Origin of the sequence: Tolypothrix sp. PCC 7712, assembly GCF_025860405.1 — a bacterium.
Taxonomy (GTDB): Bacteria; Cyanobacteriota; Cyanobacteriia; order Cyanobacteriales; family Nostocaceae; genus Aulosira; species Aulosira diplosiphon.
The window spans coordinates 4,921,430-4,945,724 of sequence record NZ_CP063785.1 but is presented as its reverse complement, the minus strand read 5'-3'; the positions used below and the strand labels follow the sequence as shown (position 1 = coordinate 4,945,724).

Genomic DNA, 24,295 nt, shown 5'->3' with positions numbered 1-24,295 from the left:
CTGTTGACTGTTAACTGTTGACTGTATTATGCCTGAAGCGTTAGAAATTGAGCGTCACAGAGCTGCGATCGCACGTACTGATATCTCTCGTCCGGTACGATTAGCTATAGAATGGTCAATCCTCAATCAGGAAACGACTTTCTTTGACTACGGTTGCGGCTACGGTGGTGATGTCCAGCGCGTGGCAAATTTAGGTTATACCAGTGGCGGCTGGGATCCTTATTATTATCCTGAGGATGAAATCACCGCCGCCGATGTTGTGAATTTGGGTTATGTCCTCAATGTTATTGAAGATACTCAAGAACGCCGGGAAAGCTTAATTAAAGCTTGGGAACTCACCCGCAAAGTCTTAATTGTCGCTGCACAAGTTTTAGTTAACGCCCCAAGTAAAACCCAATTAGCTTACAGTGATGGAATTGTTACCCGGCGCAATACTTTTCAGAAATATTACGAGCAAGAAGAACTGAAAAGTTACATTGATGAGGTACTGAATGTAGATGCTGTACCCGTAGCTTTAGGTGTTTATTTTGTCTTTCGCGATGAAGCCGAAAAACAAAGTTTCAAAGCCATCCGCTTCTTTTCTCGCACTTCTACGCCCAGAGTTCGCATTCCCAGCAAGCGCTTTGAAGATTACCAAGAACTACTGGCACCATTGATGGCTTTTTTCACCCAACGCGGGAGATTACCAGTCAAAGGAGAATTGAGCAACGAACAGGAACTACTGAGTGAATTTGGTAACTTCCGTCGTGCCTTTGGTGTAGTATTACAAGCTACCGATGAAGCAGAATGGGATGCGATCGCCTATCGTCGTTCTCTGGATATCCAAGTTTATCTCGCCCTCACCCACTTTGAACAACGCCCCTCATGGCAGAAACTCGCCCTAGAAATTCGTCATGACATCAAAGCCTTTTTTGGCAGTTACGAAGAAGCTTGTGGAGTCGCCGACCAAAAACTGTTTAGCTTAGGACAACCCAGGGTAGTGCAAACAGCTTGCGAAAAAAGCAAAATAGGTAAACATACCCGTGGGGCATTATATGTCCATGTTTCTGCTCTTGCAGAACTCGATGCTTTACTGCGAATCTATGAAGGCTGCGCCAGCCGTACCATCGGGCGTGTAGATGGTGCCACTTTAATCAAATTTTGCACTGATAAACCGCAAATTTGCTATCTCTTTTACCCAGAATTCGACACAGACCCCCACCCTGCCTTAAAAGCCAGTATCATTATTGACTTCCTAACCCTCAGAATCACTCACCGCGACTACGAGACCCGAACCAATCCGCCAATTTTGCACCGTAAAGAAACTTTTGTCACGCCAAACTATCCACTCTACGAAGAATTTGCGAAACTCACCCAACAAGAACAGCAACTAGGGCTACTCCAGCAAAAAAGCGAAATTGGCACCCGTGAAGGCTGGGAAAAATGTCTCGCTGCACATGGTGTAGAAATTAGGGGGCATGAAGTTTATCAAGTGTAATTGGGGCATTGGGCATTGGTAATGGGTAATGGGTAATGGGTAATGGGTAATTGGGTGTTTGTTATTTCCTCTCATCTCCAGTCAACAATCAACAGTCAACAGTCAACAATCAACAATCAACAGTCAACAATCAACAGTCAACAGTCAACAGTCAACAGTCAACAGTCAACAGTCAACACCCAACACTTTCCCGATTTGCGTGAAATCCTCTAGTAATGGCAAGATAACTGCAATTCGCAACAGGTGAGGAGAGACCAAAACGAAATTATGAATCCACTGCGATCGCTATTGGATGTTTTTGGTAGCCGCAAGATGGCGGCTTTATTGTTTCTGGGGTTTTCATCAGGGTTACCGTTGCTATTAATCGGTAATACCTTGAAAGCTTGGATGACTGTGGAACAGGTGGATTTGGCTGCTATTGGGTGGTTTAGCCTCGCTAGTTTGCCTTACTCGTTAAAATTTTTGTGGTCGCCGTTTCTCGATCGCTTTACCATGCCATTTTTGGGACGACGGCGGGGTTGGTTAGTGGTGACGCAGCTGGCTTTAACAGTAGCGATCGCAATTATGGCATTCCAGCAACCTAAACAAGCATTACAGCTGCTAGCCATTAACGCTATAGTTATTGCTTTTTTGAGCGCAACACAAGATATTGCTGCTGATGCTTACCGTACCGATGTTTTAGAAAAGCTGGAAATGGGGGCTGGGGCGGCGGTTTTCATTTTGGGATATCGCATCGCTTTGTTAGTGGCTGGTGCTTTAGCATTAATCCTGGCTGATAGAATCCCTTGGTCATCGGTTTATTTGTTGATGGCAGGTACGATGGTATTGGGGATTTTTGCGACTTTATTTGCACCAGAACCAGAAGCAATTAGCCCTCCCGCCTCATTAACAGATGCTGTCATTTTACCCTTCGGTGAATTTTTTCAACGCCGAGGAGTAATTCAAGGCTTTTTGGTTTTATTGTTCATTACCCTTTACAAGCTGGGTGATGCTTTACTGAGCAATATGACTACCCCGTTTTTGCTGCAAGTTGGTTTTACCAAAACCGATATTGGGGCAATTCAGGTAGGGATGGGATTAATCGCTACCATTGTGGGGGCACTGGCAGGCGGTGCAATTTTGAGTAGAATTGGCATCAACCGTTCGCTTTGGGTATTTGGCGTTTTACAAGCTGTGAGTAATTTTGCTTACTTGTCTCTTGCTTACACTGGGAAAAACTATCAAGCTATGGTCTTAGCCATCAACATCGAACAGTTCTGTGGTGGTTTAGGAACAGCAGCTTTCGTGGCATTTTTAATGAGTTTGTGTAACCAGAAGTTTTCGGCAACTCAGTATGCCTTACTTTCTAGCTTGATGGCTGTCAGCCGCGATATTCTCGCATCTCCCGGTGGGGCGATCGCACAAAACACGGGTTGGCCGCTATTTTTCATCATTACTATCGTTGCTGCTGTGCCAGGATTATTGCTATTACCAATTTTTGCCCCCTGGAACCCTCAACCAGTGGCAATTACAAGACCAGGACTTGAGGAAGAAGAAGAGGATGTATGGGGAACCAAGTAGTAATTATTGTCGGCACGTTTATCCTTTTGGTTACTGGCCTACTATTAGGCTACGTTCTCTCACAGTTGGTTTTGCAATTTTTGCCCTTTAACCTGCTCACCTTTCTGGGAACACTCAGCCTAATTTTAATTTTTGGCACACTGTACTATGTTCTATTTTGGCAATTGCGCCGCCAGCAAGTACAGTCATTTAATAGCTTCAATAGTGAAATCACACAACAAACAGCCCAAGAATTCCTTGCTCATAACGATTTGAGAAATGATCTCGTGGCGCGGCTAGATGGTGATATAGACACTGCTGAACGCTTAATTGAACAAGCCAGAGAGAATTATCCGGGAATGACGGAGAATTGGTATGTTGAGAAAGTAATTGAAGATTTGGATCGCGATCGCCGGTAACTTCTACCTAATAACTTTTTGTGAGTTATCTCCTGAACATCGCTAAAATAAACCAAGAAAACTTTACAAATCTACAACTAAGTTCGTAGATAGTACCTTGCTCCCTCACATACAGATATGGCTATTTTTCGTCAATACATCGCCCCTTTGCTTGTAGTGCTAGTATTTATCTTCGCCCTTGTAGCAGTCAGCGCCAGAATATTTTTACCTTCCGATATGGCTGCACCTGCACCAATTGAAGAGGTAGGGGTAATTTTGTCAAGTATTCACAGTGCCTAACCAACTGCTACCAGGGTACAACATCCGCCCCGGTTCCAGCTTAGATCGAGCGCTACTGGTAAAGTTTATGCAACGCAGTTACCAGGATATCTTTCCCCAGGCGGATTTTTCCCATCTCGCCCAAACAGTCGAGCAGTACTTCTCTAGTAAAACCCCCTTGTGGTGGGTAGAAGAAGCAGAGGGAGCAGAGGCAGCAGGGGGAGAAAAGAAAATATTTTCCCCCTCATCCCCCCTATCCCCCGTCGCTTGCTTATGGGTGGGAAATGCTATCGATCAAGTCACGGGAAGTCGTCATGCTCATATTTTTCTGCTTTATGTTTTGCCAGAACATCGGCGGCGGGGTATTGGTACAGCGTTGATGAAGTACGTGGAAAATTGGGCGATTCAAAGAGGCGATCGCCAACTTGGGTTACAAGTATTTCAATCTAACCAACCAGCATTGAATCTTTATCATCAACTTGGTTATCAAACTCAATCCCTGTGGATGGTAAAATCACTCAGTATGGAAAAATAGGCTGGACAAGAGTCACAAAGACGCGATTAATCGCATACAAAAGTCAAAAGTCCAAAAATTTTGGATTATTGACCTTTAACACACTTTAAGAAAAAATATGACAATTGCTTAAGCTCTAATAAACTGGTAGAAAATTCCTATTTTTTTGAATTTTGAATTTTGAATTTTGAATTCCCCTCTTGGGGTTTGCCTTCTTGCACTATTATGTATGACGAAGACGACCTAAGCCTACTTGATATAGAAGACGAGCTAGAAAGTCCCTTGGATCGAATGGAGCCGCTAACTGCTGAGTCAGAAGTGGTAAAACCAGATCCCGATGTGATGCTAGTTCTCTTAGAAAATGACCAACCGCAGCAAAGAATGCTAGCGGCACGTGCTTTTTGTGACATTGAAGATGCACGTGCAATTCCCCATCTCATCCGGCTGTTAACTGATACCTGTCCGTTAGTGCGGGTGAGTGCAGCCTATGCGATCGGGCGCAATCCCAGTAAAGATGCAGTAGAGCCGTTAATTCACCAACTCAACCGAGATTGGAACGGCTATGTCCGCAAAGGTGTAGTTTGGGCTTTAGGAAACTGCCGCGATCGCCGTTCCTTAGCCCCCCTAACTGATGCTTTAATAACTGATATTTCCGCAGTGCGCTTGTGGGCTGCTAGTGCCTTAGCACAGATGGCAGAAGTCGGTTATGAGGCAGTTTTAGGCGCAATTCCACCATTAATTGAAGCCTTAGTCAAAGACCCCGTAGCCGCAGTTCGGAGTAACTGCGCTTGGACAATTGGGCAATTATGCCGCGAACTTCCATCTAATATCGTTTACGCCACAGCTATCGACGCTTTGATTCAAGCTTTTGCTGAAGACAAAGACTTAGGTGTGAGAGAAGACGCTAAAGCCTCACTATTAGGTGTAGGCGATCCCCGTGGTTTACAGTTAATCGAAACCTTAGAACAAGAAGGTTGGTTTTAAGGAACTAGGGACTAGTACAAAAAGGCAAAAGTAAAAAGTGAGCCAGTGCGGTGGACGGGTTCCCCGGCATAAAGCAACTGGCGAACTCCGCAGGAGTAAAAAGTAAAAAGAAAGAATCGACTTGTACTAGTGTTTCTTCTATTCATAGTTGATACCGCACCGCCTGTGTGGTTACTTTTAACACCGATAAATATCTTAGTTTTGCGTAATTTAGCGCAAAGCAGCAAATGCGATCGCTGAAATCACAAATGCGATCGCATTTGCTATAGAACTCATATTTGATTTTTAAAACTTATTCCCAATCAAATAATGTTTGCGACACATCAATATATTTTAGAGAGCAAGGCAGTGCCCATTGCAATACTGCTCGGTTAAGGATTTTAAACTCTTAATTTGGTTTGGGGAAAAGGTGAAAGGGTAAGGGTTAAAGGTTTATTGAAAGCGGCGGGAAACTCCATCCCCTTGTGGGTGGAGAGGGACAGCCGCCCCGCCGCTTGGGGCATTGGGCATTGGTAATTTCTTCGCCATGCCCCATGCCCGATTCCCCATGCCCAAAAACTCCATCCCCTTGTGGGTGGAGTTTTTCATTTCTTGCCCCTTTTCCCCTTCCCCTTTTCCCCTTAACCGACAAGTATTGGTGCCCATTGGTGTCAACTTAAGCTAAAAGCGATATAGGGCGGGCGTTGTACAAATACCTCGCGCCCTCATCCCCTAACCCCTTCTCCCGCAGGAGAAGGGGAACTAAATCTCTTGCTCCCCTCTCAGTGTGGGCTGGGGGTGAGGGCGAAACCTTGCAAACAAGCGGGTTTCACGTTAAGTTGACACCACTGCCCCTAAAATCTGTTGTATTCTTTTTTAAAATTAGGATTACGTAGGATGCGTTAGCGATCGCGTAACGCATCTGTGGCTGAAATTTTTCAGAAATGAAATCGGATTCCGATATTTCTCGTAGGGCTTGCTGAAAAATGCTTATAGACAAGATAGCAAATAGGTCATTTTGCAAACTTTAGCCACCAAAGCAAAGATAAAAAGTTAAGATTTTATCACTGTCAATGACTATTTATTAACATGAATATCGAATTTTTAAAATAATTAAAAATCTGCATATTACTCCTGTTAAGTGCTGACAAATAAAGACTTCAATTAGAAGTATTGACACGGCTATCAAGTTTCAGTTTTGTTACGACAGGATTTAAGTATGCTGCAATACAGTGAAAAGCCCTGCTTGGTTTGCAAGAAGAAGATTCGTTACCGCATGGAAGTCGAAATCACCGCCAATGGAACTAGTAAAATTTATTGGCAACCAATCGGTGCTACACCAGATCAACCGGATATCAACAAATGTCCGATATGTCGTCGCCAGGTTTCTAGAATATTCGGTTATTCCTTGAAAGCCTGTCTAGCAATTTAAGCCAACACAATAACATACAATGAAGTACATAGGGGCACAGGCATTGCCGTGCCCTGATCATAATTTGGGTGTTTTTAAAATTACTAATTACCAATTACCCATTACCAATTACCAATAATTCTGAGTTTTTCCTGAGTATATGCTGTATTTATGTTGGGCTAATTTCTAGAATATTTTAAGTCGCAACTCAGCCTGATATTTGGTGAGTACAAGATACTCCAGACAGCAAATCAAGGAACTCAATTATTGTGCAGGTAGGCACAGGGTGATACTGATGACAACTTCAACCCAGGAAGAAATCAGATTAGCAGCAGCCCGGAATCATGAAGCGCATTGGCGCAGGTGGGGGCCATATTTAAGCGATCGCCAATGGGGAACGGTACGAGAAGATTATAGCCATAATGGTGCGGCTTGGGACTACTTCACCCACGATCAGGCGCGTTCTCGGGCTTACCGTTGGGGTGAAGATGGAATTGCTGGGATTTCGGATAATCATCAACGCCTATGTTTTGCGATCGCACTTTGGAATGGTGAAGACTCGATTCTCAAGGAAAGAATTTTTGGCTTGACGGGAAATGAAGGTAATCATGGCGAAGATGTCAAGGATTATTACTTTTATTTGGACAGTACACCCACTCATTCCTACATGAAGGCGTTGTACAAATATCCCCAAAACGCTTTTCCCTATGCACAATTAGTTACAGAAAATCAACACCGCAATCGTCTTCAACCAGAATTTGAACTATTAGATACAGGTATATTTGATGAAAACCGCTATTTTGATGTTTTTGTAGAATATGCCAAGAATTCTACTGAAGATATTCTGATTCAAATTCATGTAGCTAACAGAGGCCCCGAAACTAAAACATTGCACCTCTTACCTACACTGTGGTTTCGTAATACTTGGTCTTGGAATGGAGATACTAATAAACCTCACTTGAAGCAAGTAAACTCCGCTAATAGTTGGCAAATTATCGAAGCTTCCCATGCTACTTTAGATAATAGATGGTTGTATTGTCAAACAGCAACCGAAATTTTGTTTACAGAAAATGAAACCAATAATCAGCGATTATTTGGCTCTCCTAATACCTCTGCCTATGTGAAAGATGGCATTAATGAATATATTGTCTCAGGTAACAAACAGGCAGTAAATCCCGAGCAATTTGGGACAAAAGCTGCACCTCATTATCTGCTAACAGTGGGTGCAGGGGAAACCCAAACTGTCAAATTACGCTTAAGTGATATACCAAATTTATTTGAGCCATTTAACTCCGAATTTGATGCTATTTTCTTGGCTAGAAAACAAGAAGCCGATGCATTTTATCAGCGCATTACGCCATTTCCCCTCAGTGCAGATATGCGAAATGTGCAAAGACAAGCATTTGCGGGGATGCTGTGGAGTAAGCAATTTTATCACTACATTTTAGAAGATTGGCTCAAAGGCGATCGCAATACACCACCCCCACCACCAGAAAGGCAAGAAGGCAGAAATCATGAATGGTTTCACCTCTACAATGAAGATATACTTTCTATGCCTGATAAGTGGGAATATCCTTGGTTTGCAGCTTGGGATTTAGCCTTTCATACTATTCCTTTGGCAATAATTGACCCTGATTTTGCCAAATATCAATTAGATGTGTTAACGCGGGAATGGTATATGCATCCTAATGGGCAAATTCCGGCTTATGAATGGAAATTTAGTGATGTTAATCCGCCTGTTCATGCTTGGGCAACTTGGCGAATTTATAAGATAGAACAAAAAATATATGGTAAGGGCGATCGCCAATTTCTAGAAAGAGTATTTCAGAAATTGATGCTGAATTTTACATGGTGGGTAAATCGCAAAGATGCTGAAGGTAATAATGTCTTTCAAGGGGGATTTTTAGGGTTAGATAATATAGGAGTATTTGACCGTAGCGCTACTTTACCTACAGGCGGACATATTGACCAATCTGATGGTACTAGTTGGATGGGGATGTATTGCTTAAATATGTTGGCGATCGCCCTAGAGTTAGCAACAACTAATCCTGTATATGAAGACATCGCCACTAAATTCTTTGAACATTTCCTCTACATCGCCGATGCGATGAATAAAATTGGCGAACTGGAAGCTAGTTTGTGGAATGAGCAAGATGGCTTTTACTACGATGTACTACATTTAGCAGAAAAACAAATTACCTTAAAAGTTCGCTCAATGGTAGGGCTAATTCCCCTGTTTGCTATTGAAACTCTGGAACCAGAAACTATTAATCTGCTCCCCGGCTTTAAAAGTCGCTTGGAATGGTTCATTAAAAATCGCCCAGACTTACGGCAAAATGTCGCCTGTATGGAAACTAAAGGCATAGGTGCAAGAAGATTACTCGCAATTGTCTCGCGGGACAAACTCAAAAGTATACTGCAAAAAATGCTCGATGAAAACGAGTTTTTTAGCCCCCACGGTATTCGCGCCCTTTCTAAATTTCATAGCCAACATCCCTACATTTTTGATGTTGATAGCAGCCAATTTCGCGTAGATTATGAACCCGCAGAATCCAGCAGTGGCTTATTTGGTGGTAATTCCAACTGGCGTGGCCCTGTTTGGTTCCCAGTGAATTTTCTGCTCATAGAATCACTGCAAAAATTTCATCATTATTTGGGGAACGATTTCCAATTGGAATGCCCTACAGGTTCTGGTAAAATGATGACGCTTTGGGAAGTTGCCTCGGAACTCTCTCAAAGATTAATCCGAATTTTCTTGCAAAATTCTGCTGCACAACGACCTGTTTATGGTAATACACAAAAATTCCAAACCGATCCACATTGGCGCGATTTAATTTTGTTTTACGAGTATTTTCATGGTGATAACGGCGCAGGAATCGGTGCAAGTCATCAAACAGGATGGACAGGTTTAGTAGCCAAACTCATACAGCAATTTGGTGAATATGAAGCCCAAAATCAGCAACCTGAGATAGATAAAAAAGGTCAAGAAATAGCTTTAGTATAAAAAGCTGAAGTCTGAAGTATCAAGGATAAATATAAAATTACTTATTTAATTCTTGAACATTCAGACTTTATCCTTCACTTAAACCCCAGGAGAGCAGAAAATTGAAGACGGAAAATAAAGAGCATTCACGCCTGCGTTGGATTAATTTAAATTCAGCGATCGCATCAGTCGATGAAGGTGCAGATATTATGGCGGGATTGACTCAAAATCCCAAAACTTTGCCTTGTCGTTACTTCTATGATGATCGGGGTTCGGAACTATTTGAGCAGATTTGTGACCTAAGAGAATACTATCCCACTCGCACCGAGCAAGCAATTTTAGAAACATACGCTGCTGAAATTGCTAAGATGACAGGCTCTTGTCATTTAATAGAATTAGGTAGTGGTAGTTCTCGCAAAACTCGCCTGTTACTCGAAGCATATAGTGAGGTAGTTCAAGAACTACAATATTACCCCATAGATGTTAGTAGCGGTATCCTCAAAACAACTGCTTTAGATTTGCTTGAACAATACCCCAAATTAAAACTTTGCGGTTTAGCTGGAACTTACGAACAAGCCTTAGCCGAACTTCCCTCAGCAGAATTAGAAAATCGGATGTTGATTTTCTTAGGAAGTACTTTAGGCAATTTAAATGACAAACAAACTCACAAATTTTTCACCCAAGTGCAACAAGCATTAAAACCCGGTGAATTCTTTTTATTGGGTGTAGATTTACAAAAGTCGGTAGAAATTATCGAAGCAGCTTACAACGATTCTCAAGGAGTAACTGCTGCTTTTAATCTGAATATCCTCAACCACATCAATCAAAGATTTCAGGGTAATTTCTCACTCAACAATTTTGCTCACTGGGCTTTTTATAATCAAGAAAGCAATCAAATTGAAATGCATCTGCGGAGTTTGGTTAATCAAACCGTTTTCCTAGAAGCTTTAGATTTAGAAATTTCCTTACAAGCAGGAGAAACAATCCGCACCGAAATCTCCCGAAAATTCCACATCCCCACATTAATTTCGGTTTTAGAAAACCATGCATTTCAAGCGTTACAAGTATGGACTGATCCGCAAGCATGGTTTGGCTTGCTACTTTGCCAACGCCAATGTACAAATACTGAATGTCCTTAAAGTTTAAATAGTGTTGACTGTTGACTGCTGACGGTTAACAGTTAACAGTCAACAGTTAACTTACTTACTCCTCGAAGCGAGTATTTCTTATCCCTCCTTAATTTGCACACCTGCTTGAACTGGGTCAAAATCTTTGGGGAAATGAGTATTGCGATCGCAATCGGCTTTATCTAACTTTGCACCTGTTAAATTAGCTTGGCGGAGATTAGCTGAAAATAACAAAGCACCCCGCAGGTCGGTATCTTGGAGATTAGCGCGACTCAAATCTGCAAAACTCAAGTCGCTACCTCGAAGATTTGCACCGCTGAGATTAGCATGATTTAAATCGGCATAGCTGAGGTCAACACCTTTGATGTCAACCCCCTGTAAATTAGCCTTACCCAGTTCCGCCTTAGTAAAGTTCCGTTTTCCCGCTGCGTAAAGTTCTAGAATCTTAGCCGCAGTCTTAATGGGCTGTTGAGAATCAGTTTGAGTCATAGAACAGCGACAACCTCATAGGTTGTTTTGTTAGTACTGTAAGTTACTTTCCTCTTACTTAATCACAAAAATTGTCTATTCTGGCCATTCCTCACGAGTTCCTCAACTTTTTCTCCTAGGGTCAAAAATATATAAAACTCCTAGGAGGGCAAACTCATGCCATCCCTGAATTTATTAACTGTTTTTAATCCCTCAAATTATTGGCGTAGCGGTAACTTTACTATACCCTGGCAAGCGATCGCCCAAAAATTTCAAATTTCGCCCACAGAACTCGTATTAACCGACCTCCGCGACTTAACACATCAACCTCTCAAAGCCCAAATCGACCGCATTGATCCAGAAGATCCTTCCCGTGACACCTTAGTTTTTCATCTATCTCAACCCATTCCCCCAGGAACGGAAGATCATGTCTTAGCTTCAACCTTCATTCGTTTAGATAGAGGTAAACCCATACCACCTGGACTAGGTGAACCATACTTAGAAGTAGTTTACGGTGGTGATGGGCGAGAACGGGGAGTCAGATTTGTGAATAACCGTCTGATTATTTGGTTTAATTTCATCCCCGCACCTGAAGACAACGAACGCAACTGGTTTTCTGGTTCAGCCAGCAGCGTCCAGTTAGATCATCAAGAAATTCTCGATCCATTTCGCGCCGCAATGGGTGAATGGTTGGGACAAGATCCAGAAAAGCGCTGTATGCAGGTAAGTAAACTCCATTTACCAGGAATTGCTTCTCCCAAATCTCCTAATTATCAAGTCTCTTTGTTCAATCATTCCTATCGACTGGTATCTCAATCTAGCGGCCCTGTACGTGCAACTATTACCATTGCTTCCGAACCCTTCGACTATATGGGGCCAGATCCAGTAACAGGTCAAAATCGCCATTTAGTCTGTGAACTTTATCGGGTAATTAGTTTATATGCTGGTGCAGATTATTTGATTGAAGAATTATTTATTAAAGGAAAACCCAAAGCCCAAGAAGACAGGGTAAAAGGTTCAGAAACAGTCAATCTTGACTTTGGTGTAGAATATTTTGCACACATGAATCTTGGTCAAACACAAGACATAGAGCAAGTCTTCCCTGTACCCGATTGGTTTGCTGTTGGTTCCACAACAGACCCTTATGCAGCTTACGGTTTAGCAACTAATTTACATATAGAAGCGATCGCACACCCATACGAAGAAAATACAAGCCGTTTTTCTTGGCAGTTGCTACCAGGTAAATCTGTAAAATGCCTACATCTATTTATGCGCGGTCAACCACAAGGATTTGATGCACAAGTCGGTCATGCTTGGTATGAATTAATCTATAGACCCCTAAATGCAGAAATTTACCAAGATACCGATGTCAAAATGCCACTGCAAAATACCAGATTAGTCACTGCTTGAAAGTGCTGAGTTCCGAGTTCTGATACCAATTCAAATAACATTTGCGACAGATAAATTCTTTGTAGGGGCACGGCACCAGTAAGATATTGGATCTGCCAAAAAATTTTGGATGCCGTGCCCTCTAGAATATCATTGATGTGTCTTTTTCCCCTTTTCCCTTTTTTAAAAGAATAACAACCTCATAAATAATAAAGAACAACCCCATAAATGTGTGAGGTTGTTTTGAATATTTGGATTCAGCTTTTTAAGTAGAGGCTGGAGTTAGGACTAGATGTTGTTCCAAACCTTGTATTTCATACTACTGTGATTGTTTTCACATCAGGAGTTCGCTTCAGCCAGTTTTAAATGTGTCCAAAAGCAACAATATAATGCGTAATTTGTAATTCTTAATACGAAACTTTTGTCCACTAATAACCTATGAGATGCGCGCTACCAGATTTTTCATTTATGGGGTTTGAAAACACATCCTCATCTCTAGCCTCTCGCTTCTAGTGCCTCATCCCTAGCTGCTGCATAAACAGGCGCTTCTGTAATTTCTGGTTCAACCACGCTCAGGTGTTGCTCTAAAATGTCCAAATTGCGAATATTAGATTTGTAAAAAGCGTCAAATAAATCACCTACTAAAGGCACAGTACCAACAACTGCTTCCAAACCCACATTGAAAATCATTTTCGCTAAGTCTTGGCGTGGTATACCAAATCTTGTAGCTAAAAAGATAATGTACGCAGAAAACGCTGTACTAATTAAATCACCAGCACCGGGAACTAGTCCAATAATTGGGTCTATACCAATACGAAATCCAATTCCCGGAATGCGTATAGATGTGTCCATGAGGCGACTGAGTTTGCGGATGCGGTTAAGAGTAGCAAGGCGTTTAGCTGCGTCCATAATTTAAGATATTTGCACTACTTTATAAATTGCCCGATTTTGCCTTGCTTGTCTTGTATCGTGAGAAAGAGCAGCTACTAAGCTAACGGATGTAGTTTAGATTTTAATACCAATTAAAAAAAAGAATGTGGCAGATATACAAACCCAAAATCTTGTCCTGTCTGGATTCTTAATTTTGAATTGGTATAAACATTGTTTTAATTTGTATAATTCATAACCGTACTTGTATTTTTCACACCCTACTCAATTGATACAGTTTTTGCATTACTAATTTTCTGAACCCTTAAATATGACTTCTGGCAAAATACTTGTAGTTGATGATGACCTAGCAGTTCGGAATTTAGTTCAACGCTTTTTAACTAAGCTGAACTATGAAGTGGAAGCAGCAGCAGATGGTAAGACAGCACAAGTTCTATTCGAGAGCTTTAAGCCATATCTGGTGATTTTAGACATAACTTTACCAGATTTGGATAGTTATGAACTCTGTGACGAAATGCACCGCAATAGCGATGTATTTGTACTCATGTTGACTAGGAATTTGGAGCCACTGGGAAATGCTGATGGCTACTTAAACAAGCCTTTTAGTTTGGGAGAATTGTCAGCTAAAGTCGCAGCAATTTTTAATCGCGGAGATGACAACGATCAATGGGGATACACCTATGTTGGTCGTCTTTAGTGACTTCCAATGAAAAAATACCCTATCGCTTTGGAAACAGGGGAAGTAGTTAGCTCACAATACTGCTCGGTTAAGGATTTTCAACTCTTAATTTGGTTTGGGGAAAAGGTGAAAGGGTAAGGGTTAAAGGTTTTTTCTTGCCCCTTTTCTCCTTCCCCTTTTGCCCTTAACCGACAAGTATTGAGTTAGCTCAGTAATATATGTTATCGCTGAGGGTACAGGACTTTGAATTGTTGATAGTGCATCGGTGCGTTGCGTTACTACACACACTACATATCAAATATAAGTCCTAAGAGACTTGTATTTTTTAGTCAGCACTCAAAACTCAGCACCGGAAAATACTGCATTACAATTATTAACAGCTACTTCACATTTCTTTAAATCATGCAGGTAACAACAGCGCCTTCTACCACTCCTATACCTGGCCAATACTGGCAATGGCGCGGGCATAAAGTTTACTATGTACGAGCCGGAGAGCAACAAGCGCAACGTCCACCCTTATTATTAGTACATGGGTTTGGTGCTTCTACAGACCACTGGCGCAAAAATATCACAGGACTGTGCCAAGATTTTCAAGTTTTTGCGATCGATTTATTAGGATTCGGACGTTCAGCCAAGCCGAAGCTAGATTATAGTGGCGACTTGTGGCGCGACCAACTGCACGATTTTATTAATGAAATCATTGGTCAAAAAGCAGTTTTAGTAGGAAACTCCCTAGGTGGTTATGCTTCTTTGTGCGTTGCAGCACAATACCCCGATAGTGCAGCTGGTGTAGTTTTACTCAACAGTGCAGGCCCCTTTAGCATCGAAAAACCAACATCTGAACCGGAAGCTTTGCAATCACAAATTCAGCCTCCCAAACAAGAATCAGGATTGCAAAAGTTGCTAGGGGATGGTGTGAAGTGGATGTTTCAGCAACCTTTAGCCCAGTTTTTATTATTTCAATATGTGCGCCAACGTTGGGTAATTCGCCAAACCCTAGAGAAAGTTTATTTAGATAAAACTGCAATCACAGACCAGTTAATAGAAGAAATTTATCGACCAGCTTACGATACTGGTGCATTGGATGTGTTTGTGTCAGTTTTTAGTACTCCCCAAGGAGAAAAAGTTGATGTATTGCTAAAACAATTAACTTGTCCTTTATTGTTGTTGTGGGGAGAAGCCGATCCTTGGATGAATGCTAGAGAACGTTCTCAAAAGTTTCGCCAATATTACCCACAACTACAAGAACATTTTCTATCTGCGGGTCATTGTCCTCATGATGAAATACCAGACCAAGTTAACTCTCTTTTACGAGATTGGGTGTTAGGAAATACTCAGCTTTTAAGCATTTAATTTGCACATTGAGACTGCTGGGGACAAGGGGAAGAACTTTTAACTTTTGAGTAGAGACGCGATTAATCGCGTCTCTACAACTTTTGGCTCAGGACTCAGGACTCCTCTAGACAGAAAATAAAAGTAGAAAACTTTTCTTCATTAATTATGCGTGCAATGATACTAGAGGCACCACGCCAACCCCTGCGATTAGCAGACTTACCAATGCCGAAACCCAATCCCGAGCAAGTATTAATTCGCATCCACGCTTGTGCTGTTTGTCGCACAGACTTGCACATAGTTGATGGAGAATTGACTCACCCCAAATTACCGTTAATACCTGGGCATCAAATAGTCGGTACTATAGAGGCAAAAGGCGATCGCGTTGAGCAATTTACTATTGGTCAGCGGGTTGGTGTTCCTTGGTTAGGTCACACTTGCGATCGCTGTCGATATTGCCTTTCCCATCGTGAAAATCTCTGCGATTATGCTGAATTCACAGGTTACAATATTGACGGTGGTTATGCAGATTACACTGTTGCTGACCATCGCTTCTGCTTTCCTCTAGACCCCAGTTTCCCTGACTTGCAAGCTGCACCTTTGTTATGTGGCGGCTTAATTGGTTATCGTGCTTATCGCATGACTGGCGATGCAGAAAAAATTGGCTTTTATGGCTTTGGTTCAGCCGCCCATATATTGATTCAACTAGCCCGCTATCAACAGCGTCAAGTATTTGCCTTTACTCGTGGTGGTGATATCGAAGGGCAAGAATTCGCCCGTCAATTAGGTGCAGTTTGGGCTGGAGGCTCAGAGGAATTACCCCCAGAACCTTTAGATGCGGCAATTATTTTTGCGCCTATAGGTAAACTAGTTCCCGCTGCTTTACGGGCAGTCGCTAAAGGCGGTACGGTAGTTTGTGCAGGCATTCACATGAGTGATATTCCCGCCTTTCCCTACGAAATTCTCTGGGAAGAACGAGTATTACGGTCTGTTGCTAACCTGACTCGTCAAGATGGCGAGGAGTTTCTCGCTTTAGCACCCAAAATCCCCATCCGCACAGAAATTAATACCTTTCCGCTAACTCAAGCAAATGAGGCTTTAGATGCCCTGCGGAGTGGCAAAATTACAGGGTCGGCTGTATTAGTAATTTGAAAAATTGGTAATTGGTAATTGGTAATCGGTAATGGGGATTGGGAATTTCTGCTCTGCTTTCTTTGCTCTCTTAAAGATGCTCAGACTATCATGCTCTACCTATTTATAGAAAACTTACTCTTTTTCTTACTTGTTACATTCTTTACTGTAATTGTGGGCTGGTTTTGGAGAAATGCAAAGCCGATCAGTCTACCTGAACCCCTGCCAAGATGGTATAAAATCTGGTTTGGTACCATACAGGTGTTTGGAATTGTAGTGCCACTAGTGGTAATGCTGTTGTGGGGTATAGCCTGGGGCTACGACAGTGTATTGACTATATTGCTGTGCTACTTCGTGATGTTGGGATTACAAATCATCACAGAAATTGTAACGCTCAAAAAGTTTCAATCACTCACTTGGGTAATGGTGCCTTATTTATACGTACCTTACCGTATTTGGCAGCTTTATGAGGGTTCAATACTTGTGGCTTCGCAACCCGAACTGATGTGGGTAAGAAATTTATTACTATTAGAAATTGTGATATGGACTACAAGCTATATTGTAAATTTGTCGCAGTTGCCAAGATTGTTTCGTTGGCCAGTCCAGGAAACTTCCCAGGAAGTAACTAGGCACGATTAAACCGAAGGATGTAAAGTTTTGTAGGACATACATAATTACCCATTCCCCATGCTCGAACCAGCAAGCCCAACTAACAGATGGGTAAATACAATCGATTCTCAAAATCCTGAAGTTATTGCTCAAGCCTGTCGGATTATCGCCAAGAATATTTATTGCACTTTGTCTACTTGTTCGGCTGATGGCTATCCTTGGGTTTCGCCTTTATTGTTTGCCTATGATGAGGACTGGAATATTTATTGGAGTTCCGCGATCGCATCTCAGCATTCGCAGCACATATACAATAATCATGGCAGAGTTGCGATCGCGATTTTTGATTCCAGCATTTCTGAAGGTGCAGTAGAAGGTTTATATCTGACTGGAACTGGATCGGAATTAAACCCAAACGCAGCCGAAATGGTATTGCAGTTGCTTTTACAGCGAGCGACTAAAAAGCATAATCGCACAGCATTAGACTATTTAAATGATTCACCCCGCAGGTTTTATCAATGTCAACCCCAAGAGGTTTGGATTACTGGTAAACGAGTAGCAGTTGGTAATCAATTAGTTGATACGAAAATTCAATTAAATTTGTCAAACTTAAGAGAAGCAAAATTTATTGAGCAATAACAATTTTGAATTACTAATTAAACTCGTCGAAATTTTGGATTTCGGATTTAACAGTAATTCCAATGAATTCTGATGACATATCAATACATTTATCAGGGTACAGCATTGCTGTACCCATATCTATTCCTCGCATGATTTATTTAAATTGGTAAGCTAAACCACATCTGGTTTACATAATCTGAAATTGTATATTTCTTGTGGGGGTGGGCATCTTGCCTGCCCAATATATGCAAGTTAAATGTGGAACAGCTTATAAAACTTAAAACTTTAAAAATAGTATTGAGAAACATTTCACTTGTGAATTTAAAACTTTCACTTTTTCCTCTTATTTGATTTTGTCTTCCTCCTAGGGATATAAATTAAGTGTTAATTCCCGCTATCTCTGAGAACAAACTTATATTTTCTTGTCAAAATCAATTTATTTTATCTTGAAGTCTTAAAATCTAAATTTATAAGCTTAAGTGAGAATCTTCTCTACTAAAGTTTGAGACTGGGCAAGACGACAACAGTCAAATTATAGGTTCAAATCTAATTTTTAAAATAGGAGATGGACTGTCATGCCACGACAAAATGCTGCCCAACTTTTAAAAGCTGTAAAACAGGATCAAGCATTAAAGCAAAAGCTCAGAGCAACAGCGAATCCAGAAGCTTTCGTTCAAATTGCGAAAGAACGTGGTTACGACTTCACAGTCGATGAACTAGAAACCGAACTAGACAAATTATCTGAGGAAGATTTAGCAGGTATTGTCAATCCCGGATGGGGGCCTAGACGGCACATTCATCCAAGATAATCATTTTCTATAGGAATCCAATTTGATTTGTGAAAAAATCTCAGCCCGAACAGGATGCGTTACGCTATCGCTAACGCATCCTACTGGACTGATACGCCTAAAATGAGGCAATAGATTTGATGAAATTAACCGCAGATAAACAAGGCAGTGCGCCCTTGCGGTTCCCCGACTTGTTCGCGTAGCGTCTCCCCTTGGGAGAAGCAACTGCCGTGCAGATAAACGCGGATGAAATGAATTTTTGCTATTGCATCAAATTAGCTATGTCAGTCCACTACTGAGATTGCAACTATAGATTAACAAGGACAAAGGGAAAACTCGAACGCTCAGTTTATAGACTCAGTATGACAGTTCTTCTCCCCTGCTTTCTGCTCTCTCTTTGAGTAGATATTTTTGATAGTTGGAAGTTCCTCGGAAATCCTCTTGAGAGATGTGTGCCAATGAAAAAACGCCCGGGAGTGTTGCCGTGTTTCCACCCCAGGCGTTTTTTCTTTTCAACTTGCTCCTCACACACAACTAAAAAATATCATTATTGTCAACAAACCACAAGTAGACTAAGTGACAGTTGATTAACTGTCACAACCACGTAAAGCAAACTAGTGTAAAAAGTGTCTTACACCAGTTAGTACCATAACTAAGCCTAATTCATTGGCAGCTTTGATGGAGTCTTTATCGCGCAGGCTACCTCCAGGTTGAACAATGGCTGTAATTCCCGCCTCTGATGCGGCGCGTACGGAATCATCAAAGGGGAAAAAGCCATCACTGGCGAGGAAGCCGCCTTTTGCTCTGTCTCCTGCTTGTTCTAGGGCAATTTTTGTAGAACCAACACGGTTCATTTGTCCGGCACCGACTCCTAGTGTAGTGCGATCGCGGCTGACAACAATAGCATTCGATTTGACGTGTTTACAAACTTTCCAAGCAAACAGTAATTCGGCTAATTCGCTTTCTGTAGGTTGGCGTTCGGTGACGACTTGCCATTTGCTAGTATCAGAAATCGCATCATCAGCAGCTTGTACCAACAAACCACCTGCGATCGCTTTTACTGTTTCTTTGGGGCCAGTGGTCAAATCTGGTAAAATCAGGACGCGCACCTTAGATTTAGCTGTGAGAATTGCTTGAGCATCGCCTTCACAGCCAGGAGCCACCACACATTCTAAAAATGTTTTGGTTAATTCCGTTGCAGTCGCTTCATCAATCGGACGATTTAAGGCAACAATACCACCAAAGGCAGAAACAGCATCAGCATTAAACGCTTTTTCATAAGCTTCTTTGAGAGAATCACCCAAAGCCACACCACAGGGATTAGTGTGTTTGAGAATAGCTGCGGCGGGAGTATCTCTAAATTCGGAGATAATCCGGCGTGCAGCTTCTAAATCCACCAAGTTGTTGTAACTAAGTTCCTTACCTTGCAGTTTACTTGCAGCCGCCCAACCCGTGGGAGTACTACCTGTTTCATACCAAGCAGCCGCTTGATGGGGATTTTCGCCATAACGCAGAGATTGCAGGAGTTTGCCAGAGATGCTGTATTGTTGGGGTAACGATTCACCATCCTGGGCTTGCATGAGGTAGGATGCGATCGCTTGGTCATAGCTAGCAGTATGTAAAAACCCCTTTAACGCGCACTTTTGGCGAAACTCTAAAGAAGCTTCACCATTGTGTTGACGTAATTCTTGTAAATATTCATCATATTGGGCAGGGTCACACAACACCGTCAGATGAGCAAAGTTTTTTGATGAAGCCCTTAACATCGCTGGGCCGCCAATATCAATTTGTTCGATGGCTTCTGGTAATGTTACACCTGGTTTCGCAATAGTTTCTTCAAAAGGATAAAGATTAACTACAACCAAATCAATCGGACGAATTTGGTTATTTTCTAAATCTGTAATATCTTGCGGAAAATCCTTCCTTGCCAAAATCCCCCCATGAATTCTGGGATGTAAGGTTTTGACTCTACCACCTAAAATTTCCGGTGAACCCGTATAATCAGAAACCTTGGTAACAGGAATCCCCGCCTCTTTAATTGCTTTAGCGGTTCCGCCACTGCTAATTAAATCAAAGTTAAATTCTTCCACCAAGCTGCGGGCAAGGTCAATTAAACCAGTTTTATTAGATACACTCAGCAAAGCCAGACGCGCCATAATTCCCCAGTTTCCTTTGGTACAAACATTGAAAGACAGAAGATTATTTTACATGGGGCATGGGGGACTGGGGATTGGGGAAGGGGAATGGGGAAGGGGTAATGGGGAATGGGTAATTGGTAATTGGTGATTGCTATTCTCCCCTCATCTCCCTCATGCCCCATGCCCAATGCCCAATGCCCAATGCCCCAACCCCTCACTTTGCATTAGGATTATTTTTTAACAGCGATTTGTTATTTACTGATGACTCAAACTTTAGAATTTATCTCAGTTCCTCCAGAAACCGAACAAGCACCTTTGGGCTTAATCGTAACTTTACATGGTTGGGGTGCTAATGCCGATGATGTGGCATCGCTATTACCGTTTTTTGATTTGCCAGATTATCACTTTGTGTTTCCTAATGCGCCTTATCCCTATCCCTATGCCCCTATTGGTAGGGCTTGGTATGATTTGAGATCAGAAAATATGTATGAGGGTTTGCCAGAAAGTCGGCAAATACTGACAGATTGGTTGCTATCTTTAGAAAATGTTACTGGTGTGCCTTTATCGCGGACAGTTCTCAGTGGATTTTCACAAGGGGCAGCAATGACATTAGATGTGGGATTAAATTTGCCTTTAGCTGGTTTAGTCGCAATGAGTGGTTATTTGCATCCTGATGCTGGTAAGGTAGCTAAAAATAGTTTTCCGCCGACTTTAATTACACATGGTACACAAGATCAGGTTGTGCCCCTTTTAGCAGCAGTAAAAGCCAGAGACACCCTAGAATCTATAGGAGTTGAGGTACAATACCAAGAATTTAACATGGGGCATGAAATTGGTCAGCAAATGTTAGACCTGCTACGGAATTTTGTGGTGAATGCAATTGCCTAATCTCAATTGTAATTTTTTTACAAATTAACGTATAAATTCGGAAAATTTTTACAAAATCCACGCCATCTAATGAGTAAGATATATTGGGTGGCCGTGAAAAGCATAACCCAACCCATGCTGGGTACGAATGCTGCATAAGGGAGGGGCAAGCATTATGAAAACTCTAGGCATTTCCAGAAAAGAAATTGCTGCCATGACTGCAGCAGAAGTTGAGGAGCTAGCTGCACGTCTAGAGCTAGATAATTATAGCAATGCTTTTGAGGGTTTAAACGATTGGCATCTACTGCGAGCGATCGCATTTCAGCGGCCGGAGTTAGTGGAATCCTATATCCACCTCCTGGACTTAGAACCCTATGACGAAGCTTGAATGAAGGTAGAAGGATGAAAGATGAAATTACCTGGCTAACATCTTCCATCCTTTTCCATGACTGTAGTGTCTATTCGTCAACAATAGTTTAGGCATCGGGATGAAGCATGAGGATGAAAGCAACAACATATTTACTAAATACTCTTCATTTCAGCCTTTATCCTTTACCCTTCATCCTTTTTACCCATGCCTAATTCCACATCTAAGGTTTTAATTGGTGTAGGCGGGGGTATCGCCGCTTATAAAGTTTGTGAATTAGTTTCCTCGCTATTTAAAACTGGTGTAGAAGTGCGTGTCATTCTCACCAATTCAGCGCAAGCATTTATTACCCCCCTCACTTTAGCTACTCTTTCCCGTCATCAGGCTTATACGGATGATATGTTTTGGCAGCCCACTCATTCGCGGCCATTACATATAGAATTGGGTGAATGGGCAGATTTGTTGGTGATTGCGCCATTAACAGCCAATACACTCGCCAAGTTAACCTATGGCATGGCTGACAATTTGCTCACAAATACAGTGCTGGCTTCTACCTGTCCAGTCTTACTAGCACCCGCAATGAATACAGATATGTGGGAACAGCTAGCAGTACAGCGCAATTGGCGGCAATTGTTGACAGATAGCCGATATCATGGAATGGGCACAGCATCGGGATTATTAGCCTGCGATCGCGTTGGTGCTGGAAGGATGGCAGAACCCCCAGAAATTTTGACTTACATTCAATCGTTATTGCATACAGGCGGTAAACAAGATTTAGCAGGGAAGCGGGTATTAATTAGTGCTGGCGGAACCCGAGAATATCTTGACCCAGTCAGGTTTATTGGTAACCCTTCCACAGGTAAAATGGGCTTGGCTTTAGCTCAAGCTGCCTTGCATCGTGGGGCAAACGTTACCCTAGTACATGGCCCTGCTAGTTGGAATGTCCCCTTGGGAGTGCAAGCAATTCCTGTAATTAATGCGGAACAAATGCAGCAAGTCATGGGGGAATATTTCACTAATGCAGATGTGATAGTTATGTCCGCCGCCGTCGCAGATGTCAAGCCCAGAGATTATAGTACCGAGAAATTACCCAAGCGATCGCTTCCCCAATCTTTACCCTTGGAATCTGTACCAGATATTGTGGGTGAATTAGCCAAACTCAAGCAACCACATCAACAAATAATTGGATTTGCCGCCCAAACTGGAGATATTATTACTCCTGCTGTAGAAAAGTTACAGCATAAAAAATTAGATGCCATTGTTGCCAATCCCATTGATAAAACTGATAGTGGTTTTGGCAGTGATAATAATCAGGCAGTATTTTTAGATAAACAAGGGAGACATAGAGAAGTTCCACCTTGTTCTAAATTACAAATGGCACATCATCTATTTGATTTTGTTTACCATGAGAAAAATTAATGATATATTCACACAGCAGACAGATATGTCTTTTCAATCTCTTCTAACAAAATTAAACACATACAAAACTTTACGTATTTAAGTTAAATTGCACCTATTTTTTTTAAAATTTGCAACAGAAAAAACACACTTAAGATAATCATAAATCTGAGTTTTTAGAGTTTTTTGTAGTGTGGCGATCGCAGATAAGTACTTACGCAAAATTATTGATGTGATTGCGCGAGTTCACAATAACAAATGTATATTTAACTTTGCACTCCTAGTTAGGATGTGCTGCAGTTTTGTGGTAGAAAGAAGCTAGCAATATTAAAAGTATGCGTGATTCATTAAGTGTCAGGAGATTTTGTTGATAGTTCAATGCTTCTAAGGTTAAATTTTATGAGCGAAGCTGAAATATTAGTAATACAGCCGATTGCAAGTTGGTGAGGTACAGATAATTGTAAGGGCAAGGCACTGCCCATTGGTGTCAACTTAACGTGAAACCCGCTTTGTAGCTAGGTTTTCGCCCTCACCCCCAACCCCTCTCCCGCCGGGAGAGGGGAGCAAGAGATTTAATTCCCCTTCTCCTGGGGGAGAAGGGGTTAGGGGATGAGGGCGAAAGTTTTTGTACAACGCCAGCCCTATATAGCTTTAAGCTTAAGTTGACACGTATGGGCAATGCCTTGCCCCTACCCGCATACCTCAATTTACCTGAAATACGCTGTATTTCGTGTTCAAGTGGCATTTTTACAAACATTAGGGTTGTAGATTATCTCTATTCCTCATAGAGCAAAAGCTGAGAATATTGGTATTTTGACTTTTGAATTTTGACTGAATTAGTAGCAATACTAGTGTATTTATCAAAGCTAATTTTATTTCCACTAATACAGCTTCATGTGAATATTTATCTAAAAGTCTAGTTATCAACTGGG

23 protein-coding genes and 1 pseudogene are annotated in these 24,295 nt (G+C 41.8%); 20 read left to right on the top strand and 4 right to left on the bottom strand.

Translation table 11 applies throughout. The features are described from left to right. The first annotated feature begins 28 nt into the window (after positions 1-28). The 7 genes from HGR01_RS20280 to HGR01_RS20250 all read left to right on the top strand — a co-directional run bounded on the left by HGR01_RS20280 (position 29) and on the right by HGR01_RS20250 (position 5,191). Positions 29-1,477 (top strand): DNA phosphorothioation-associated putative methyltransferase, encoded by a 1,449-nt coding sequence (locus HGR01_RS20280; RefSeq protein ID WP_045870685.1) that lies wholly within the window; start codon positions 29-31, stop codon positions 1,475-1,477. 42 nt (positions 1,478-1,519) lie between these two features. Beyond that, entirely contained in the window at positions 1,520-1,690 is a 171-nt protein-coding gene (locus HGR01_RS20275) for a hypothetical protein (RefSeq protein WP_155539260.1), read from the top strand. A 54-nt stretch (positions 1,691-1,744) separates the two neighbouring features. Next, positions 1,745-3,037, top strand: a complete 1,293-nt coding sequence (locus tag HGR01_RS20270) for an AmpG family muropeptide MFS transporter (protein ID WP_194007812.1) — start codon at positions 1,745-1,747, stop codon at positions 3,035-3,037. Continuing rightward, the gene (locus tag HGR01_RS20265) at positions 3,022-3,435 is read left to right on the top strand and encodes a hypothetical protein (RefSeq protein WP_045870687.1); all 414 of its coding nucleotides are present in this window, start codon (positions 3,022-3,024) and stop codon (positions 3,433-3,435) included. The genes HGR01_RS20270 and HGR01_RS20265 overlap by 16 nt, the downstream gene beginning before the upstream one ends. A 117-nt stretch (positions 3,436-3,552) precedes the next feature. Further along, positions 3,553-3,714, top strand: a complete 162-nt coding sequence (locus HGR01_RS20260; RefSeq protein WP_168160979.1) for a hypothetical protein — start codon at positions 3,553-3,555, stop codon at positions 3,712-3,714. Then, entirely contained in the window at positions 3,707-4,228 is a 522-nt protein-coding gene (locus HGR01_RS20255; RefSeq protein ID WP_045870688.1) for a GNAT family N-acetyltransferase, read from the top strand. The genes HGR01_RS20260 and HGR01_RS20255 overlap by 8 nt, the downstream gene beginning before the upstream one ends. 204 nt (positions 4,229-4,432) lie before the next feature. Further along, on the top strand, positions 4,433-5,191 hold the full coding sequence (locus HGR01_RS20250; RefSeq protein WP_045870689.1) for a HEAT repeat domain-containing protein: 759 nt from the start codon (positions 4,433-4,435) through the stop codon (positions 5,189-5,191). A 432-nt stretch (positions 5,192-5,623) separates the two neighbouring features. On the opposite strand, the gene HGR01_RS20245 is transcribed toward HGR01_RS20250, so the two are convergent. Then, on the bottom strand, positions 5,624-5,779 hold the full coding sequence (locus HGR01_RS20245; RefSeq protein ID WP_155539262.1) for a hypothetical protein: 156 nt from the start codon (positions 5,777-5,779) through the stop codon (positions 5,624-5,626). Between the two features lie 610 nt (positions 5,780-6,389). On the opposite strand from HGR01_RS20245, the gene HGR01_RS20240 reads away from it, so the two are divergent. The 3 genes from HGR01_RS20240 (at position 6,390) to egtD (ending at position 10,703) form a co-directional block, all read left to right on the top strand. Next, positions 6,390-6,602 (top strand): hypothetical protein, encoded by a 213-nt coding sequence (locus tag HGR01_RS20240; protein WP_155539265.1) that lies wholly within the window; start codon positions 6,390-6,392, stop codon positions 6,600-6,602. Positions 6,603-6,876: 274 nt separating this feature from the next. Beyond that, a complete protein-coding gene (locus HGR01_RS20235; RefSeq protein ID WP_045870691.1) occupies positions 6,877-9,585 on the top strand; it encodes an MGH1-like glycoside hydrolase domain-containing protein in 2,709 nt (902 codons plus the stop codon). Between the two features lie 101 nt (positions 9,586-9,686). Then, entirely contained in the window at positions 9,687-10,703 is a 1,017-nt protein-coding gene (gene egtD / locus HGR01_RS20230) for an L-histidine N(alpha)-methyltransferase (protein ID WP_045870692.1), read from the top strand. Between the two features lie 87 nt (positions 10,704-10,790). Here the strand turns inward: egtD and HGR01_RS20225 are convergent, their stop codons facing one another. Beyond that, positions 10,791-11,180 carry a pentapeptide repeat-containing protein gene (locus HGR01_RS20225; protein ID WP_045870693.1) on the bottom strand — a complete coding sequence of 130 codons (390 nt, stop codon included), beginning with the start codon at positions 11,178-11,180 and terminating at the stop codon, positions 10,791-10,793. Positions 11,181-11,336: 156 nt separating this feature from the next. Here HGR01_RS20225 and HGR01_RS20220 point away from each other — a divergent pair, with 156 nt between their 5' ends. Beyond that, positions 11,337-12,569 carry a hypothetical protein gene (locus tag HGR01_RS20220; protein WP_045870694.1) on the top strand — a complete coding sequence of 411 codons (1,233 nt, stop codon included), beginning with the start codon at positions 11,337-11,339 and terminating at the stop codon, positions 12,567-12,569. Between the two features lie 474 nt (positions 12,570-13,043). Here HGR01_RS20220 and HGR01_RS20215 read toward each other — a convergent pair whose 3' ends face one another. Beyond that, positions 13,044-13,457 carry a DUF4112 domain-containing protein gene (locus tag HGR01_RS20215; protein WP_045870695.1) on the bottom strand — a complete coding sequence of 138 codons (414 nt, stop codon included), beginning with the start codon at positions 13,455-13,457 and terminating at the stop codon, positions 13,044-13,046. Between the two features lie 289 nt (positions 13,458-13,746). Here HGR01_RS20215 and HGR01_RS20210 point away from each other — a divergent pair. From HGR01_RS20210 to HGR01_RS20185, 6 genes and pseudogenes are all read left to right on the top strand, one after another. Beyond that, positions 13,747-14,085 (top strand): annotated as a pseudogene (locus HGR01_RS20210) (response regulator transcription factor); the annotation flags it as partial. Positions 14,086-14,517: 432 nt separating this feature from the next. Beyond that, positions 14,518-15,468, top strand: a complete 951-nt coding sequence (locus tag HGR01_RS20205) for an alpha/beta fold hydrolase (RefSeq protein ID WP_045870696.1) — start codon at positions 14,518-14,520, stop codon at positions 15,466-15,468. A gap of 147 nt (positions 15,469-15,615) precedes the next feature. Further along, positions 15,616-16,599: a zinc-dependent alcohol dehydrogenase family protein gene (locus HGR01_RS20200; RefSeq protein ID WP_045870697.1), complete on the top strand. Its 984-nt coding sequence runs from the start codon at positions 15,616-15,618 to the stop codon at positions 16,597-16,599. 255 nt (positions 16,600-16,854) lie between these two features. Further along, on the top strand, positions 16,855-17,217 hold the full coding sequence (locus tag HGR01_RS20195) for a hypothetical protein (RefSeq protein WP_309227664.1): 363 nt from the start codon (positions 16,855-16,857) through the stop codon (positions 17,215-17,217). 48 nt (positions 17,218-17,265) lie between these two features. Beyond that, the gene (locus HGR01_RS20190) at positions 17,266-17,823 is read left to right on the top strand and encodes a pyridoxamine 5'-phosphate oxidase family protein (protein ID WP_045870698.1); all 558 of its coding nucleotides are present in this window, start codon (positions 17,266-17,268) and stop codon (positions 17,821-17,823) included. 557 nt (positions 17,824-18,380) lie between these two features. After that, the gene (locus tag HGR01_RS20185; RefSeq protein ID WP_045870699.1) at positions 18,381-18,614 is read left to right on the top strand and encodes a Nif11-like leader peptide family natural product precursor; all 234 of its coding nucleotides are present in this window, start codon (positions 18,381-18,383) and stop codon (positions 18,612-18,614) included. 593 nt (positions 18,615-19,207) lie between these two features. On the opposite strand, the gene purH is transcribed toward HGR01_RS20185, so the two are convergent. Further along, complete coding sequence (gene purH / locus HGR01_RS20180) at positions 19,208-20,749, bottom strand: bifunctional phosphoribosylaminoimidazolecarboxamide formyltransferase/IMP cyclohydrolase (RefSeq protein ID WP_045870700.1); 1,542 nt, start codon at positions 20,747-20,749, stop codon at positions 19,208-19,210. A gap of 243 nt (positions 20,750-20,992) precedes the next feature. On the opposite strand from purH, the gene HGR01_RS20175 reads away from it, so the two are divergent. The 3 genes from HGR01_RS20175 (at position 20,993) to coaBC (ending at position 23,384) form a co-directional block, all read left to right on the top strand. Continuing rightward, entirely contained in the window at positions 20,993-21,619 is a 627-nt protein-coding gene (locus tag HGR01_RS20175; protein ID WP_045870701.1) for an alpha/beta hydrolase, read from the top strand. A gap of 154 nt (positions 21,620-21,773) precedes the next feature. Beyond that, on the top strand, positions 21,774-21,986 hold the full coding sequence (locus HGR01_RS20170; RefSeq protein ID WP_045870702.1) for a DUF2555 domain-containing protein: 213 nt from the start codon (positions 21,774-21,776) through the stop codon (positions 21,984-21,986). Between the two features lie 186 nt (positions 21,987-22,172). Next, positions 22,173-23,384 carry a bifunctional phosphopantothenoylcysteine decarboxylase/phosphopantothenate--cysteine ligase CoaBC gene (gene coaBC / locus HGR01_RS20165; protein ID WP_045870703.1) on the top strand — a complete coding sequence of 404 codons (1,212 nt, stop codon included), beginning with the start codon at positions 22,173-22,175 and terminating at the stop codon, positions 23,382-23,384. Positions 23,385-24,295 lie beyond the last annotated feature (911 nt).